Source organism: Erythrobacter sp. W302b, assembly GCF_046452395.1.
GTDB lineage: Bacteria > Pseudomonadota > Alphaproteobacteria > Sphingomonadales > Sphingomonadaceae > Erythrobacter.
Window position 1 is genome coordinate 2,898,051 of the sequence record NZ_JBKFDH010000001.1, and the last position, 17,274, is coordinate 2,915,324.

Below are 17,274 nucleotides of genomic sequence, written 5' to 3' on the forward strand. Positions count from 1 at the left end.
ATCGAAAACCCTTCCCGTTTCCCTGCCACATGTGTGACGGGAAACGGGGGGCTTGTCCATGCCGTTGGACGACTAACCTGTCCGGTCGCCTTTACTCGGCCGGGCGGGTGGTGATCGGATAGGCCTCGTCCGCGCCTTCCTGCTTGTCGAGCCCAATGGGCTTGTCATCGCGAAGGGTATCGAGGTGCATCCACTTCTTCACAAGCGGGCTAACGAGCAGTACCGCCACTGCGGCACCAATCGCGATCCAGCCGAACAGTTCATAAACGTCGAGCAGACCTTGCTTGGTCATTTCGCCATCATGCCCGCCGGTCGCCTCGCCAATCTTGCCTGCGACGAAATTGCCGACAGCGGTCATGTAGAACCACGCGCCCATGATGAGACTGGCGAGGTGCTTCGGCGCGAGCCGGTTCATCGCCGACAGCCCGACCGGCGAAAGGCACAGTTCGGCGGTCGTCGCGAACAGGTAATAGGCGAAGACGAGGATGACCGGAGTCATCGCCACCACGCCATAGGCTTCCGCGCCCCACACCAGCACCAGGTTCGCAAAGCCCATCTGCGCCAGCGCCAGCCCGAACTTGGCCGGAGCCGAAGGCTCCTTGCCCCTGCGTCCCAACCACTGCCAGAGCCCGGCAAACAGCGGAGCCAAGAGGATGATATAGATCGGGTTGATCGACTGGAAGATCCCGGCCGGCACCCCGGCGCGGTCGACGAAGCGGTCGGTGAACAGGTTCATCGATCCGCCCGCCTGCTCGAACAGGCCCCAGAACAGCGGATTGAGGCTGATCAGGAACAGGATCGCGAACATGCGTTCACGCGGTTCCTTTTCGAGCTTGAAACTCTCGAACAGCACATAGCCGAGCAGCAGGACGCCAGAAATCGCCAGCAGGGTCTGGATGACATCCTGGTACTGCACCAGCGCCCAGATCACCGCGACGGCAGCAAAACCTACCCCGTAAAGGCCGTATTCCTTGCCCTTGGCGAGCGGAATGGGCGCCTCGCCCGCGCCGCGCAGCGACGACTTGCCAAGCACGAAAACGATCAGGCCCGCCAGCATCCCGATACCGGCAAGACCGAAACCGTAGCCCCAGCCAAGCGTCTGGCCGAGATAGGCGACAAGGATCGTACCGATCGCCGCACCGACATTAATGCCCATGTAGAAGATCGTGTAGGCCCCGTCGCGGCGCACATCGGTCATGGAATAGAGCTGGCCGACCATCACCGAGATATTGGCCTTGAGGAAGCCCGATCCCACGATGATGAAGGCGAGCGCCGCCCAGAACACATTGATTGTCGGATCGCTCTGCCCGCCAGTGCCTTCCACGGCCATCAGCGCGTGACCCGCCGCCAGCAGCAACCCGCCGAACAGCACCGCCTTGCGTTGGCCGAGGTAACGGTCAGCCAGCCAGCCGCCCAGCACCGGGGTGATGTAGACCAGCGAGGTATAGGCTCCGTAGATCAGGTTCGACTTGCCGTCCGAAAACAGCCAGTGCTGCGTCAGGTAGAAGATCAGGATCGCGCGCATGCCGTAGTAGGAGAATCGCTCCCACATCTCGGCGAAGAACAGCATGTAGAGGCCCTTGGGGTGCCCGGCGAACTCGGGCTCCTTCTGCACCGCGATCTTGCTGCCAATCGCAAGAAACACGATCAACACAACCACGGCGATGGCCGCAATCCAATCGGCCTCCGCCCACAGCGACATATCTTTCATGAATTCGATCCCCATCGAATGGTTAAGCGGCGCCTCACCACACCGCTGCAATGGGGAGGCACCCTAGCGCCTGTTGCGCCCGTGTGAAGCTTTTGTTGCGCGGGGGCGTAATGGAATGGCCCACGCGGTCCCTCCCCCTCCTGCAAGGGTGGGGGGCTAAGGCGCTCCCGCGCCTTGACCGCATGGCTGTATTATGGCACTGATGCACCTCGTAAGGGACACCGCTGTCATGAACCCCAACCGCCCCAGCTCCAACCGGCCCGTCTATCTCAAGCTGCGCGATCAGATCGCCGCTGCGATCATTGACGGCACCTATCCTGAGGGCGCGATGCTTCCCTCGGTGCGCGCGCTGGCGGCGGAGCAGGGGGCGAACCCGCTCACGGTGGCCAAAGCCTATCAGCAATTCCAGAACGACGGCCTCGTCGAAGTGCAGCGCGGCGTCGGCATGTATGTCGTGCGCGGCGCGGCCGAGCGCCTGCGCGCCACGGAACGCGAGACGTTTCTGCGCGAGGAATGGCCCGAAATCCGCAGTCGGATGCAACGCCTCGGGCTTGATCCAGCAAATCTTGCGGTCGTTTTGTAAGGTTTTGGCTTACTGACATTAATGCAGGTTGCGGACTTTCCCGAATTCTGACAGTTTGTTCATACTCTTCAGCAACGGGTTGCATATCTTGCAAAGCTGAGAGTAAAGGGGGCCGCCCCACGGGTCGGGGGCGCGTAAACGAAACGACGGGGTAACCCGCATTGACGACGTGTTGTGGCGGCGAGACCGTCCATGGGCGTCGGGAGATCGCCATGATCAGATCCGAATTGCTGCAGGAATTGCACAAGGATAATCCAGAGCTTCGCGCGGACGAAATCGAACAGGTGGTCGACATCTTCTTCGATGAAATCGCGCAACGGCTGGCCGAGGGCGGCCGGGTCGAACTGCGTGGCTTTGGTGCCTTTTCGACGCGGGAGCGTGAAGCGCGCAGCGGGCGCAATCCGCGCACCGGCGAAACGGTGGACGTGCCTTCGAAGCGCGTACCCTATTTCAAGGCCGGCAAGGAAATCCGCGAGCGGTTGAATAAGTGATGTGAGTTGCGAGGGCGCTTCCGCGCCTTCGCCCTCAGCGCTGATCTCGGTCGCGCCGGCAACCGCGAGCGCACGTGTGCGATCCGCAGCTGCTTGATCCCGCAGGGATCGAACGCAGCGAGGACGCTCGCCTTCAGGGGCGAGCAAAAGCAGATCACGCCACCTTCAGCGGCCGCATCTCATCGTGCGCGAGGCTCGGCACCGGCAGCGCGCGCTGTTCGCCCAAGGCGGCGAAGACCAGTTCGATCAGCCGCTCACCGCCGCCGCTCAGGCTCATGTCGACCGGCAGCATGCCGAGCGCCGCAATCTCGTCGATCTCGTCTGGCCCCGGCACCGCGATGATGCGCGCCAGTCCCGGCATCCGTTGCTGCGCCAAGGGCGTGACCTCGCGCGAGACCGAGGTGTCGCCGGTCGCCACCACCAGCACCTGCCGCCGGTCAATCCCGATCGCGTCCCAGCTCCTCGGGTCGGCCGGATTGGCGCGGTGGACCTGATAGCCATCGGCCAGCGCCATCTGGAAGCGATCATGATCCGCTTCGAGCGCGAGGTAGCCAATGTCGTTGAATGACAGCGCATCGGCCAGCGTACGACCCGCCGACGTCATGCCGATGATCAGCACCGGCGCGTCATCACCCGCGAGCTTCCTGTCCGGCGGCCCGGCGCGCAGGCGTCCGGCCAGCTTGCGCCCGACATTCGACACGAGCGGTGTCACTGCCAGGCTGATCGCAATCGCGGTGACCATCGCGGACACAAGCCGCGGCTCGGCCAGCCCCGCCACCGCGGGCAACGCCAGCAGCACCAGCGTGAACTCGCTTCCCTGCCCGAGCAGGAACCCGAGCTGGATCGAGCCCGGCACCGACCAGCGGTTGAGCAGCGCGGCCGCCACGTTGAACGCGCATTTCAGCACGATCATGCCGAGCGTCACGCCCACCACCAGCAGCCAGTCCGCCACCAGCAGCGCCGGATCGATGCTGAGCCCGACGGAGATGAAGAAGAAACTGAGGAACAGCCCGCGGAAGGCGTCGATCTCGGTCTGCACCAGAATGCGGTAGCGCGAATCCGCCACAGCCATCCCGCCGAGGAAGGCGCCGAGCGTCAGCGACAGCCCCGCCATCCCCGTCGCCCACCCGGCGGCGAGCGCAATGAACAGCGCGGTGGCGGTATAGACCTCGGTCGTGCCGGCGCGGGCGATCAGGTTGAACAGCGGTTCGGTCAGGTAGCGGGCGAACAGCACCGCGATCCCGAAGGCGGCGAGCGCCTTGGCCCCCGCCAGCCCCAGCGCTGGCGCCAGCGCCCCGCCGCTCGCCAAGGCACCGGCCGTCACCAGCAGCAGGATTGCGGCAATGTCCTGAAAGATCAGAATCGATTGCGCCGCACGGCCGACCGGACAATCCTCCTGCCCGCGCTCCCGCACCAGTCCGATCACGACGGCGGTGGAGGACAGGCCCATGCCGAACCCGGCGATGATCGCAAAGGCCACCGGCAGGCCGAAGGCGATGAACAGCACCGCAAAGGCTCCGCCTGCCACCATCATCTGCAAGCTGCCGAAGCCGAAGATATTGCCCGCCTCGGCCCGGATCCGCCCGATTGAGAAATGCAGGCCAAGGTTGAACAGCAGGAACATCACCCCGGCTTCGGCCATCGTCGCCACCAGCGGGCCGCGGAAATCCTCTGCCAGCCCCAGCGCCGACAGCCCCAGCCCGAGCCCGAGATAACCGACAATGGGATTGAGCCGCAGCGCGCGGCTCGCCAGCGCCGCGCCGATGCCCAGCCCCAGCAGCGTGATCGCCGGCTGGATCGTCTCCACCACTTCGCCTGCCATGCCCGCTCCGCTTGCCGAAAGTCCTTGCGCGAGATGGAGCATGGCTGCGCTGGTTACAAGCTCTGGCGTTCGGGCCGCAATCTGTGCCACAGCGATGGGTATGCGGGCGTGGCGGAATGGTAGACGCCGGGGACTTAAAATCCCCTGAGCTTTGCTCGTGCGGGTTCGAGTCCCGCCGCCCGTACCAGATACGTCATTCAACCTAAGTCATGCACGTTGACGGCCAGGCAGCCATTATCTCCCCCTTAACGTCTTCTACCTATGACCGTTCTGTGAGCATGGGACAGGCGCGTCTCATCAACATGTCTCGCCAGTGCCAGGACCAGGGGCTGTCGGGTTGGGACAACAGGGCATGGACATAGCGACGAATACCGCACGTCTCGAAGAGGCACCCGATACACCCGGCGCTGACCAGCGCGCCGCACCCCGCTTCACGCTGCTCATCCGTGCGGCCAAACTGGTCTCGGCGCAGGGTGAGTTCGTGTGCGTGATCCGTGACGTGTCCGAAACCGGCGTGAGCGTTCGCCTGTTCCACGCCCTGCCCGGCTGCAAGGACTACGCGCTGCACATGCCCGCAGGCGCGACCTATGAAGTCAGCTGCGTGTGGCAGCGGGAGAATGAAGCTGGCTTCACCTTCGCCCACAGCGTCGAGGTCAGCCAACTGGTCAATGAATCAAGCGAATATCCCAAGCGCGGGCTCAGGCTCGGCCTGTGCTTCCCGGTGATGGTCCACACCTTGTCCGGCAGTTTCGATGCGGTGGTCGAAAACCTCTCGCAGCAGGGCGCGCGAATCACCTGCAACCAGCTGCTGGCAATCGACCAGAATGTGCGGATCGCTGCGCCGGGCCTGACGGGCAAGACCGGCGAAGTGCGTGCCAAGGTGCGATGGCGGCGTGAACGTCAATATGGGGTGGTGTTCGACGACACCTTCACCCTCGGCGAATTCGCACGGCTTGCTGCCCGGCTCCAGGCCCCGGCGCTGCTCGGCGAATAGTCTGCCCGAAATCAGGCAGGCACGAACTTCATCGCGACCCCGTTGATGCAGTGGCGCTTGCCGGTGGGCTTGGGGCCATCGTCGAAGATATGCCCCAGATGCCCGCCGCAATCGGCGCAGTGCACTTCGGTGCGAGGGTAGCCGATCAGGTAATCGGTCGACGTGCCGACCGCGCCCTTGTCGATGGCCTGCCAGAAACTCGGCCAGCCGGTGCGGCTGTCATACTTGTGGGCCGAGGCATAGAGCGGGTTCGCGCAGCCGGCGCAGACGAAGGTGCCCTTGCGCTTTTCCTTGTCGAGCGGCGAGGTGAAGGCACGCTCCGTCCCGGCCTGCCGCAGCACATAGAACTGCTCCTTGGTCAGAGCCTTGCGCCATTCGGCTTCGGTTCGGGCCTTGGGGAAGTTCTTCGCTTCGGCAGGCGCGGCAGAGCAGGCGCCGACAAAGGGCAGCGCTGCGCCAAGGGCAAGCAGGCGGCGGCGATCAATCACAGGCAGGCGCATCGGGGCGTGTTCCATTCGGAGGGCTTGAAGGTCCTGTCCTTAATACGCCCGGAACACGCCTGAGGTTTCACTTGCCCGTCCGGCCATCAGAAGGTTGTGATCTCCACCTCGAGCTTGCGGAAGCCGTGGACGAAGTTGGCGCGCACGCGCTCGACATCGCCCGCGACATGCACCCGCATCCGGCGCTTGTGCATTTCCTCCAGCAGCACCCGCAATTGCAGCTCAGCCAGGCGCGCACCCACGCAGCGGTGGATGCCGTAGCCGAAAGCGAGGTGGCGCCGGGCGTTTTCGCGCGTGATGTCGAGCTTGTCGGGGTTCTCGAACACCTCGGCGTCGCGGTTGGCGCTGATGTACCACAGCACCACCTTGTCGCCCGCCTTGATCTGCTGGCCGAACACCTCGGTATCCTCGGTGCAGGTGCGGCGCATGTGGGCGAGCGGCACCTGCATGCGCAGGATTTCCTGCACCGCATTGGGGATGAGCTCCGGCTGCTCCTCGTAGAGCTTCCTCTGGTCGGGGAACTTGTCGAGCGCGTGGATGATCCCGCTCATGGTATTGCGGGTGGTGTCGTTCCCGCCGACGATCAGCAGGATCAGGTTGCCCATGAATTCTTCGGGCCGCATCTGGTTCATCGCGGGCGAGTGAATCATCATCGAGATGAGATCGCTGCGCGGTTCGGTGTCCATTGTCCGCTCGATCCACAGCGACTGGAAATAGGCCGCCATTTCCTGAAGGATGCCCCAGCGCAGCTCGTCCAGCTCGCGCACGGTGGCGAGTTCGGTGTCACCCGACCAGTCCGACCAGAAGGTCAGCAGGCGGCGATCTTCCCACGGGAAGCCGAACAGGATCGCCAGCATCCCGGTGGTGAGCTCGATCGAGACGGTATCGACCCAGTCGAACACCTGCCCACGCGGCAGGCTGTCGAGCAGCTCGCCGGTGCGCTGGCGAATCTCGGCCTCCATGTCGGCGATCGCCGTGGGGGTGAACTTGGGGGCGACCGTGCGACGCTGCCCGGTGTGCTGCGGGCGGTCCATCGCGATGAACATCGGCAATTCGCGGCTTTCGACCCCGGCCGCGGCGGCCTCTTCCTCGCTCAGCCGGTTGAGGATGGTGATCCCGCCATGCTCCCAACTCGACGAGAAGGTTTCGGGCAGGGCCTCGATATGCTGGATCGCCTTGTGACCGACGACCGCCCAATAGGGGCCAAAGGGGCTTTCGGGGATCCAGTGCAGTTGGCCCGCCGCGCGCATCTCGGCAAAGATCGGCTGCCACTTGTCCTCGGCATAGATATCCGAGCGGCTGACATCCCACGGATGGGGATGGCTGAGGCGTTCTTCGGGGTGGCTCTCGAAATGGGCCTTGAGCGCCTCGTAAGAGGTCGGCTCGCGGCGCACCTGGGGGCGCTGCACCGGGGTGGGCGGGGCGATCGTGGCCATGTCTGTCTCCCGTCGGGTCGCCTCTCGCACGGGCGCCCTGATCCGAGTCGCATCCTCAGACTAACTGACAGCAATGTCAATAGTGGGTTGCGAATGGAGACTTATTCGGCTGGCTGCGTGGGGCCCGACGCGCGGCGGGCGAACCAGCTCTTCTTGGCCCGCCCGGCCCCGCCCGACTTCATCACCCGCTTGCGGAACAGCAGCGAGCCGCCCTTGACGAGCAGGATCACCGCAATGCCCTGCCATACAATCGCCAGCGCATGAAGCCACAGGGTCTCCTCCAGCGCGGCGCGGGCCAGCATGGCAAAGGGCGAAGACAGCGGGAAAACGATCGCCCCCAGCTCCAGCGGAGTGCCGGTCTGACCGATATTGGCCGCCGACAGGAAGAACACCATCAGTTGCAGCATCGTCACCGGCATCGACAAGGTCTGCACCTCGCGCACCGAAGCCGCCATCGCGCCGATCGTCAGGAACAGCGAGCCGAGCAGCAGATAGGCCATCGTGAAATAGATCAGCCCCAGCGCCATGAACATCGGCCAGCCGACCGCCGGGCCGGGCAGCTCGCGGAAATTGGTCTGCGTGACGGTGACAATCGCATCCTCGGCAATCGCCCAGAACGCCCAGCCGACCGTGCCCCACACCGCAATCCCGACGAAGGACACGCCCAGCATCGCGAACAGCTTGCCCATGAACACTGCGTCCATCGGCAGGGCCGCGGCGAGGATTTCGATGATCTTGTTGCCCTTCTCCTCGGCTAGGTTGGACAGCACCATGCCGCCCAGCAGCATCGTCAACAAGAACAGGACCATCTGCGCCGCCTGCGCGGTGCGCACCCGGTTGGTGCGTTCGGACGCGGCGCTGGTGGCGACCACTTCGCTGGTGGCGGTGGGGAATTGCGAGGGCGAAGCACCCGTCGCTGTCGCGGCGATCAGTTCGATGGGCCCCGACCAGCGATCAATCTGACCCTTGGTGCCGACCAGTTGCGGCTCCGCCAGCGATCCAGTCAGGATCGCGGCGAAATTGCCGCGGCGCTTATCCAGATAGGCGCGCGCATCGAAATTGCTGTCCTGCGCCGCCTCTTTGATCACCCGCAATTCGGGCACCTGAGGGCCGAGCTGCGGGCGCAGAACATCGGCAGCCGCGATCATCGCCGCGTTGTCCTCGGGCGAGAGGGCCAAGCCGACCTCGGTGCTGACAGCACTGCGCTGCACCTGCCCGCCGATACTGCCCGCCAATCCGCCGATCAGCACCGGGAAGAGCGGGCCGAGCAGGAAGAACAGGAAGGCGCGGCTGAACAGCACCGCGACGAAATCGCGCCGGGCGATGACCCAGGCGGCTTCCAGCGTGGTGAGGCGCGGGCGAAGCATTTCGGTCTCGCTCATGCGCGGTTCCCCTGATTATCGGCGTCAAGCTGGCGCGCGGCGGCCTCACCCGCGATGGCGACGAAGGCGTCGTGCAGGCCCGCCCGCTCGATGGAGAGCGAGAGAATCCCCGCCTCGCCTTCGATCAGCTGGCGCAGCAGCGGTTCGATGCCGCTTGCGGGCAGCGGGAACTGGAAGAAATCGCCATTGCGGCGGGTGTTGGCCGGCAGGGCCGAGAGCCACGCGCCCTCACGCGCCCGCGTCTCCAGCCGCACCTGCGCCGGAATCCGGTCGCGCGCGGCTTCGACCGACCCGGCGTAGGGCACCTTGCCCCCGGCGATGATCGCCACGCCTTCGCACAGGCGTTCGGCATGGTGGATGACGTGGGTCGAGAAGATCACGGTCACGCCATCCTCTGCCAGCGCGCGGATCATCAGTTCCAGCTTGCCCTGATTGATCGCATCGAGGCCGGAGAACGGCTCGTCCAGCACCACCAGGCGCGGGCGGTGCACCAGCGTGCCGAGCAGCTGGACGGTCTGCGCCATGCCCTTCGAAAGCTGGCGGATCTGGCGGTCAGCCGCATAGCCAAGTTCGTGGCGTTCGAGCAATTCGGCCGCGCGTTTGCGGCCCTCCTTCAGGGGCAGGCCGCGCAGCGCGCCCATGAAGGCAATCGCCTCGATGCACTTCATCGCCGGGTAAAGCCCGCGCTCTTCCGGCAGATAGCCGATCATCCGGCCGATGTCGTGCGGGCGGTCATGCCCGAACACGCGGCGCACGCCTTGATCCGGGTCGATAATGCCGAGCAGCATCCGCAGCGTCGTGGTCTTGCCCGCACCGTTGGGCCCGAGAATCCCGTAAATCGCGCCCTCGGGGACGAAAATGTCGACCCCGTCGACCGCGCGCGTGCCGTCAAAGCTCTTGACCAGCCCGCGGGCCTCGATTGCGAGGGGGCGCGCATCGGCCGGGATGGCGCTGAAACCGTCCGCCCGATTGCCCGATGCTGTGTGATCGCTTACCGCCATATCCATAGCCTACGCGGTTAGCGGCCAGGATTAAACGGGAGCCTCTCCGAATATGGTTAATGCTCCAGTAGCATCTGACCTTGCAGCCCGGATTGCAGGGGAGGCAGCCGCCCTGGGCTTTGCCGCGTGCGGCTTTGCCAGCGCCAGGGAGGATCCGCTGCGTGGCGCCCGGCTGGAACAATGGCTGGGCGAAGGACAGCACGGCGCGATGGAGTGGATGGCCGCGCGGCTGGACCATCGCCGCTCCCCCCAAGGGCTGTGGCCTGAAGCGCGGAGCGTGATTGCGCTGGGGATGAGCTACGCACCGGCTCATGACCCGCTGGCGCTGGAAGGGTCGGACAAACACGCCCGCATCTCGGTTTACGCGCAGGGCAAGGATTACCACGATGTGGTGAAGAAACGCCTGAAAGCCCTGGCGCGCTGGCTGGTCGCCGAGGTGCCGGACTCACAGGTGAAGGTCTTCGTCGACACCGCCCCGGTGATGGAAAAGCCGCTGGGCGAGGCCGCCGGGATCGGGTGGCAGGGCAAGCACACCAACCTCGTCAGCCCCACCCATGGCAGCTGGCTGTTTCTCGGGGCGATCTACACGACGCTCGACCTCGCCCCTGCCGAGCCGCACCGTGACCAATGCGGTTCGTGCCGCGCGTGCATGGATGCCTGCCCGACCGCCGCCTTCCCCGCGCCTTATCGCCTGGACGCGCGGCGCTGCATTTCCTACCTCACCATCGAGCACAAGGGCCCGGTGGACGAGGCGCTGCGACCCGCCCTCGGCAACCGCATCTATGGCTGCGATGATTGTCTCGCCGTCTGCCCGTGGAACAAGTTCGCCAGCGAGGCGCAGGCGATCCGCGAATTCCTCCCCCGCGCCGAACTGGTCGCCCCGCGCCTCGCCGAGCTGCTGGCGCTGGATGATGCGGGCTTCCGGTCGCTGTTTTCCGGCTCGCCGATCAAACGCATCGGGCGCGACCGCTTCGTCAGGAATTGCCTCTATGCGGCGGGGAACAGCGGGAACGTGGAACTGATCGCACCGGTCAAAACGCTAACGGACGACCCCGATCCGGTGGTGGCGGACGCAGCGTTGTGGGCGCTGGGGCGGCTTATCGCTTCTTCTCCCCTCCCCGGCGGGGAGGGGGCGGGGGTGGGGGCTCGACGATGGCTAGGACGCGAGGCCTGACGGCCTCGCTCCCCCATCCCCGACCCTTCCCCTTGGGGGAAGGGAGTTTGCGCAAGGAAGGGACCTCTAGATCAGATCCTTGATCGCCACCTCCGGGTCAGCCAGCAGCGCCGGATCGATCCGGCCAGCTCCGCTTTCCAGCAGCTTCCGCGCCTGGACATAATCCTTCATCGTCCCCACGCAGTCGAAGGCGATCGGCTTGCCGTCCTTCAGGTACACCACCGTGAACTTGCGCGTCGCAGGATCGCCCCGCAGCACGGTCGCATCGAAGCCGAGGCTGAGGCCTGCGGTCTGGAGCTTCAGATCATACTGGTTCGACCAGAACCACGGGAGCGCGTGGTAAGGCTCCTTCTCGCCCATGATCGCCTTGGCGACCGTGTTCGCCATGTCATGCGCATTCTGGACCGATTCCAGCCGGATCACCGCGCCATCGGCAAAATCGTTGGCATGGGCGGCGCAGTCCCCGATGGCGTAGATATCATCGAGCGTGGTGCGGCAGCAGAAGTCGACATCGACCCCGTTGCTCCCTGCCGCGCCCGCCGCAATCAGCGGGGCGACCGCAGGCACCACCCCGATGCCGACGATCACCATGTCGCAGGCGACCTCCTCACCATTGTCGAGCCGCACGCCTGTCACCCGGCCCGCTTCCTCGCCCAGCACCGCGTTGACGCCGGTGCTGAGCCGCACGTCGACGCCCTGCCGGCGGTGTTCCTCGGCATAGAAGGTGGACAGTTCCTCCCCTGCCACACGGGCGAGCAGGCGGTCGAGCATCTCGACCAGCACCACCTCGCAGCCGAGCTTGCGCAGCACCGCCGCCGCCTCCAGCCCGATATAGCCGCCGCCGATCACGACCGCGCGCTTCGCACCCTCGGCCAGCGCCTGCATCATCGCATCGGCATCGGCCTTGTCGCGGACATAGAACACGCCCGGCAGCACCGCGCCCGGCACCGGCAGGCGGCGCGGATCGCCGCCGCCTGACCAGATCAGCTTGCGGTAGGTCACCTGCGCGCCATCGCTGAGGGTAAGCGTGTGCTGGGCCGGATCGATCCCCGTCACCGCCGCGCCGAGCCGCAGGGTGATGTTCTTCTCCGCCCAGAATGTCTCGGGCCGGATCATGATCCGCTCGAAACCCTTGTCCCCGGCGAGATATTCCTTCGACAGCGGCGGGCGTTCATAGGGCGGCGCATCGTCGCGCCCGATCATCAGGATCGAGCCGTCGTGGCCGTGCTGGCGCAAGGCAATCGCCGCCTGCGCCCCGCCGTGGCCGGTGCCGACGATCACGACATCGGCGTGTTGCGTGGTTGTGGTCATGTCCGTGCTATGCCCCTCCGGCGACTTGCGGCCCTTGATGTGGCGCAAACAGCCGGAGGGTCAACCCGCCATAACCACCAGTGCTACCGTTCGAGCAGATTGCGCGCCTGGCTGGCGATCTGCGCGAGCATCGCCGCACCCACCGGCGGGCGGGCCTGCGCGCGGGCGATCATGGCGCGGAATTGCGTGACGCCTTGGGCATTGCGCTCCGCCCATTCGGCGACCGCACCGCGCGGGTCGTCCGTGCCCGGCTTGGCCTGCATCAGCCGCCGCAGGAACTCGATCCGCATCTGCTGGAAATCCCGCGCAAGGCCGGACACCAGCAGCCGCTCCCACACATCGGACGGTGACATATAGGCCGCCGTCCCTTGCGCCCAGTCGAGCCCCAGCCGGGTGCCGATATCGGTGAAGGCGTGGGTCAGCCGCTTGGTCTCGATCCCGGCGACGAGCGCGCCCTGCGCCAGACCCACTGCGCCGTCGAAATCGAACAGATTGGCGACCTTGGCGGCCAGCGCCTCGGGCGCCCCGGCGGCGACAAAGCGGTCCCGCAGTGCCCGAGAGCGCGCCCGAGGCTCGTCGGTGAGCAATTCGTCACGGCTCGAAACCAGCGCCGCAACGCCGCTCTGCAATTCGCCAATCATTGCGCCCGCGGCCACCTTGCCCGAAGCGGTGCGCAGCACATCAGACATCAGGTTGCCGACCGCCGCCGCCAGTCGGTCGAACAGCAGCAGTCGGGCCGCTTCGGGGATGTCGGCCGCATCAAGTTCGCGCCACAGCGGGTCAAGCCCGAACAATCGCTCGGCCACCACGAAAGCTGCGGCCACTTCGGCGAGGCCCACTCCCTCTTCCTCGGCGAGTTCGAAGGGGTGCACCATGCCGAGCCGGTTGACGATGCGGTTCGACAGGCTGGTCGAAATCATCTCCGACCGCAGCCGGTGACCGCGAATCTCGGCGGCATAGGCCTTGCGCATCGCCGATGGGAAACGCGCCAGCAGCACCGGCTCCAGCACGGGATCATCGGGCAGCGCGCTCGCCTCGATCGCCGATTGCAGCGCCAGCTTGGCCGAGGACAGCAGCACCGCGAGTTCGGGGCGGGTCAGCCCCTGCCCGTCGGCCGCGCGGCGGCTCAGCGTCTCGCCATCGGCGAGGCCTTCGGTGCGGCGGTCGAAATCGCTGACTTCCTCCAGCCGCTCGATCAGGCGGATATAGGACGCCGTGGCGCCTGCGCCGCCGCTTGAGGCGACCGACAGGGCGAGCGCCTGCAAGCGGTTGTCTTCCAGCACCAGCGCGGCGACTTCGTCCGTCATCGCAGCGAGCAACGTGTTGCGCTTCTTGGGGGCCAGCTTGCCCGAAGCGGTCGCCGCCGCCAGCGCGATCTTGATATTGACCTCGTTGTCCGAGCAATCGACCCCGGCCGAATTGTCGATGAAGTCGGTGTTGATGCGGCCCCCATTGAGCGAGAAGGCAATGCGCCCGGCCTGCGTCACGCCGAGGTTCGCGCCCTCTCCGATCACGCGGGCGCGCACGTCGGTGGCATCGACACGCAGGCCATCATTGGCCGGATCGCCGACCGCGATGTTGTTCTCCTGCGGGGCCTTCACATAGGTGCCAATCCCGCCGAACCACATCAGATCGACCGGGGCGCGCAGGATCGCGCTGATCAGGGCTTCAGGCTCGATCTCCTTCGCCTCGATCCCCAGCACTTCGCGCGCCTGCTTCGACAGCTTGATCACCTTGGCCGAGCGCGGGAACACGCCGCCACCCTTGGAGATCAGCGCAGCGTCGTAATCCTCCCAGCTCGACCGGGGGAGTTCGAACATCCGCTTGCGCTCTTTCCAGCTGCTCATCGGATCGGGCGAGGGGTCGATAAAGATGTGACGGTGATCGAAGGCAGCGACCAGCTTCAGCGCCTTGGACAGCAGCATCCCATTGCCGAACACGTCGCCCGACATGTCGCCGCAGCCTGCCACGGTGACGCTCTGGGTCTGCACGTCGATGCCCATTTCGCGGAAGTGGCGCTGGACCGAAACCCAGGCGCCGCGCGCGGTGATGCCCATCGCCTTGTGGTCATAGCCGTTGGAGCCGCCGCTGGCGAAGGCGTCATCCAGCCAGAAATCGCGGCTTTGCGCGATCCCGTTGGCGATGTCGGAGAAGGTCGCGGTGCCCTTGTCGGCCGCGACCACGAAATAGGGGTCTTCGCCGTCGAGCACCTGCACGCAATCGGGGTGAACGACTGTCCCGCCAACGATATTGTCGGTGACCGACAGCAGCGTGCGGATGAAGATCTCATAGGCCGCGCGCCCCTCGGCCGCCCAGCCTTCGCGGTCGATCGCGGGGGACGGCAACTGCTTGGGATAGAAGCCGCCCTTCGCACCGGTCGGCACGATCACCGCATTCTTCACGCGCTGCGCCTTCATCAGGCCGAGGATTTCGGTGCGGAAGTCGTCGCGCCGGTCGGACCATCTCAGGCCCCCACGCGCCACTGCGCCCGAGCGCAAGTGGATGCCTTCGACCCGGCGTGAATAGACGAAAATCTCGCGCCACGGCACGGGCTTGGGCAGGCCGGGAATCAGCGCGGAATCGATCTTGAACGCCAGCGCCTCGGCAGCGGCAGGGGCAAAGGCGTTGGTGCGCAGCACCGCGTCGATCACCGCGCGGTAGAGCCTGAGCAGGCGGTCGTCATTGATCGCGGTGACCTTGGCAAGGCCGCGGGTGAAGGCGCCTTGCGCGGCGGCAATCGCCTCGTCCCGGTCACCGGCGAAAGTCGGATCGTGGCGCGCGGCGAACAGGTCGATCATCGCCCGCGTCACCTGCGGCGCGGCGACCAGCGCGTCGACCACGGTGTAGATCGTGTAGCTCACCCCGGTCTGGCGCAGATAGCGATAGACCGCGCGCAGCCAGTTGGCGCTGCGCGGGGCGAGACCGGCGGCGGGGATCAGCCGGTTGAAGGGATCATCCTCCGCCGTGCCATTCAGCACCTCGGCCAGCGCGCCTTCGATCAGCGCGGCGCGTTCCAGCAGCGCGCCCGCATCACGCCCGGCGGGCACGGTGAGGATGAAATCGTGGATCGAGCCGAGGCTGGCATCGGTCAGGAAGGTCGGCACTTCGGCGGCGACCCGGAACCCGAAGTTCTCCAGCGCCGGCACCGCATCGGACAGGGCGAGCGTGCCGGTCATGACATAGACCTTCAGCCGCAGCGTGTCGGCCCCGTCACCATCCAGCCGGTAGAGCCGCACGGTGCGGGTGGCGCGGGTCACTTCGCCTTCCGCCACCGCCAGCGTGCGCAGCTTGGCGATGTCGCGCGCGGCTTCCTGCGGGCCGTAGGTGAGGCGATAGCCGGTCGGGAAGGCAGGCGCATAGCGCGCGGCGAGCGCGGCGGCGCGGCCCTCTTCCTCACTGGCGGCGAGATGGCCGGCAACCGCTTCGTTCCAGCCGCGCAGCAGATCGACCAATTGCGCTTCGATCGCAGCATCATCGGGCAGATCGGCGCAGGCGCGCACATCGACGAGGAAGCGCAGCAGGGCGAGCGTGCTGCTTTCGACCTCAAGGCTCCAGTCGAGCAGCGCCGCGCCAGGCGTGCCGAGCAGCATCGCCTGGATCTGCAAGCGCACATCGGTCGACAGCTGATCGCGCGGCAGCCATACGAAGGCGAAGACGTGCCGCTCCAGCGTGGCGCGCACCATGATGAGGCGCGGGCGCGGGCGGTCGATCAGCGCCATCTTGGCGGTCACCAGATCGGCGACCCGCGCAGGCTCGAAGGCGGTCAAAAGGTCGTTGGGCAGTGAGGTGAAAGCGTGCACCAGCGCCTTGCCATTATGCCCCGCCGGATCGAAGCCGAGCTGCTGGGTCATGCCCGCGACCATCGCGCGCAGCACCGGCACTTCGCTTGGCCGCGCGTTCAGCGCCGCGCTGGTCCACAGCCCGGCATGGATCGACAGCGCGCTGATCGCGCCACCTTCGCGCACGGGCACGATAAACAGATCGAGCGGGCTGAAGCGGTGGACCCGCGCCTGCACATTGGACTTGATCGCCAGCAGCGCCTTGGGCGTGCCGGCGGCCTCATGCCGATCGAACCATTCGAACGCGCGGGCATAGCTGACCTCGGCGAGCAGTTCGCCGGCCGAAGCGCGGCAGATGCCGAGCTGCTGGGTGGTGGTCCCGTCACGATGGCGGGTGATGTGGCCAAGCTGAGTCAGCATCCCGCCGCCCAGCCAGCCAAGCAGGGCACCCGCCTCTGCGTCGAGAGCCCCGGCCAGCGTCGCATCGGCGTTGATCGCCGCCTGCATCGCGGGCCAATCGCTCACGGCAGCATGGACATCGGCAAGCGTGGTTTGCAGCGCTTCCAGCAGGTCGCGGCGCTGGCGGGCATCGACGCGCGGGGTTTCGATATAGATCAGCGATTCGCGGCTGCCGTCCTTGCCCAGGCCGGTGACTGCGCCCGCGCCATCGCGCTCAACCGGGACAACCGGGTGCAGCAGCCGATCAATCGCGAGCCCCTGCGCCGCAATCGCCGCCGCAATCGAGTCGACGAGAAACGGCATGTCATCATTGATGATTGCGATGCGCAGATGGCGCCGCTCGCCGGTCGCGGATTCGATCTGGACCAGCGATTGGCCGGGCGCACGGGTGGCCGCAGCAGCGAGCAGCCAGGTGGCGGCTTCGTCCAGTGCGGCCTTCTCGACCGGGGCGTCACCGGGAAGCAGCGAGGCTTCGAGCTGAAGGCGCAAGGCCTTGATCAACGCGCGGCCCGGGGATTTGGGCGCCGCGGCGGCAATGGTCTTGGACCCCATGTTTGGCTCCTGCTCGTCCTGCGTTCCGGCTGCGCTTTGCGCGCAATATTGTTGTCCCGGATTGTTGTTATCGTGTCTT

12 protein-coding genes and 1 tRNA gene are annotated in these 17,274 nt (G+C 66.1%); 5 read left to right on the forward strand and 8 right to left on the reverse strand.

Annotated elements, in window-relative coordinates:
* Positions 1-91: 91 nt before the first annotated feature.
* A complete protein-coding gene (locus ACLBKT_RS13755) occupies positions 92-1,711 on the reverse strand; it encodes a peptide MFS transporter (RefSeq protein ID WP_410183473.1) in 1,620 nt (539 codons plus the stop codon).
* A gap of 229 nt (positions 1,712-1,940) precedes the next feature.
* On the opposite strand from ACLBKT_RS13755, the gene ACLBKT_RS13760 reads away from it, so the two are divergent.
* Entirely contained in the window at positions 1,941-2,294 is a 354-nt protein-coding gene (locus tag ACLBKT_RS13760) for a GntR family transcriptional regulator (protein ID WP_410183474.1), read from the forward strand.
* Positions 2,295-2,506: 212 nt separating this feature from the next.
* The gene (locus ACLBKT_RS13765; RefSeq protein ID WP_160759862.1) at positions 2,507-2,785 is read left to right on the forward strand and encodes an integration host factor subunit beta; all 279 of its coding nucleotides are present in this window, start codon (positions 2,507-2,509) and stop codon (positions 2,783-2,785) included.
* A 154-nt stretch (positions 2,786-2,939) separates the two neighbouring features.
* Here ACLBKT_RS13765 and ACLBKT_RS13770 read toward each other — a convergent pair whose 3' ends face one another.
* A complete protein-coding gene (locus ACLBKT_RS13770; RefSeq protein ID WP_410183475.1) occupies positions 2,940-4,649 on the reverse strand; it encodes a cation:proton antiporter in 1,710 nt (569 codons plus the stop codon).
* Positions 4,650-4,709: 60 nt separating this feature from the next.
* Between ACLBKT_RS13770 and ACLBKT_RS13775 the strand changes: the two genes are divergently transcribed.
* Positions 4,710-4,794 (forward strand) — tRNA-Leu (locus ACLBKT_RS13775).
* Positions 4,795-4,959: 165 nt separating this feature from the next.
* Positions 4,960-5,601 carry a PilZ domain-containing protein gene (locus ACLBKT_RS13780; protein WP_410183476.1) on the forward strand — a complete coding sequence of 214 codons (642 nt, stop codon included), beginning with the start codon at positions 4,960-4,962 and terminating at the stop codon, positions 5,599-5,601.
* An 11-nt stretch (positions 5,602-5,612) separates the two neighbouring features.
* Here ACLBKT_RS13780 and msrB read toward each other — a convergent pair whose 3' ends face one another.
* The 4 genes from msrB to ACLBKT_RS13800 all read right to left on the reverse strand — a co-directional run bounded on the left by msrB (position 5,613) and on the right by ACLBKT_RS13800 (position 9,926).
* A complete protein-coding gene (msrB, locus tag ACLBKT_RS13785) occupies positions 5,613-6,101 on the reverse strand; it encodes a peptide-methionine (R)-S-oxide reductase MsrB (RefSeq protein ID WP_410183477.1) in 489 nt (162 codons plus the stop codon).
* Between the two features lie 86 nt (positions 6,102-6,187).
* Complete coding sequence (locus tag ACLBKT_RS13790; RefSeq protein ID WP_410183478.1) at positions 6,188-7,537, reverse strand: cytochrome P450; 1,350 nt, start codon at positions 7,535-7,537, stop codon at positions 6,188-6,190.
* A gap of 101 nt (positions 7,538-7,638) precedes the next feature.
* On the reverse strand, positions 7,639-8,919 hold the full coding sequence (locus tag ACLBKT_RS13795; protein WP_410183479.1) for an ABC transporter permease: 1,281 nt from the start codon (positions 8,917-8,919) through the stop codon (positions 7,639-7,641).
* The gene (locus tag ACLBKT_RS13800; protein ID WP_410183480.1) at positions 8,916-9,926 is read right to left on the reverse strand and encodes an ABC transporter ATP-binding protein; all 1,011 of its coding nucleotides are present in this window, start codon (positions 9,924-9,926) and stop codon (positions 8,916-8,918) included. The genes ACLBKT_RS13795 and ACLBKT_RS13800 overlap by 4 nt, the downstream gene beginning before the upstream one ends.
* Positions 9,927-9,972: 46 nt before the next feature.
* Here ACLBKT_RS13800 and queG point away from each other — a divergent pair, with 46 nt between their 5' ends.
* Positions 9,973-11,094 carry a tRNA epoxyqueuosine(34) reductase QueG gene (gene queG / locus ACLBKT_RS13805; protein ID WP_410183481.1) on the forward strand — a complete coding sequence of 374 codons (1,122 nt, stop codon included), beginning with the start codon at positions 9,973-9,975 and terminating at the stop codon, positions 11,092-11,094.
* Positions 11,095-11,160: 66 nt separating this feature from the next.
* Here the strand turns inward: queG and ACLBKT_RS13810 are convergent, their stop codons facing one another.
* Both ACLBKT_RS13810 and ACLBKT_RS13815 read right to left on the reverse strand, forming a co-directional pair.
* Positions 11,161-12,405, reverse strand: coding sequence for an NAD(P)/FAD-dependent oxidoreductase (locus ACLBKT_RS13810; protein ID WP_410183482.1), 1,245 nt, complete (start codon positions 12,403-12,405; stop codon positions 11,161-11,163).
* A gap of 83 nt (positions 12,406-12,488) precedes the next feature.
* Entirely contained in the window at positions 12,489-17,195 is a 4,707-nt protein-coding gene (locus tag ACLBKT_RS13815; RefSeq protein ID WP_410183483.1) for an NAD-glutamate dehydrogenase domain-containing protein, read from the reverse strand.
* Positions 17,196-17,274 lie beyond the last annotated feature (79 nt).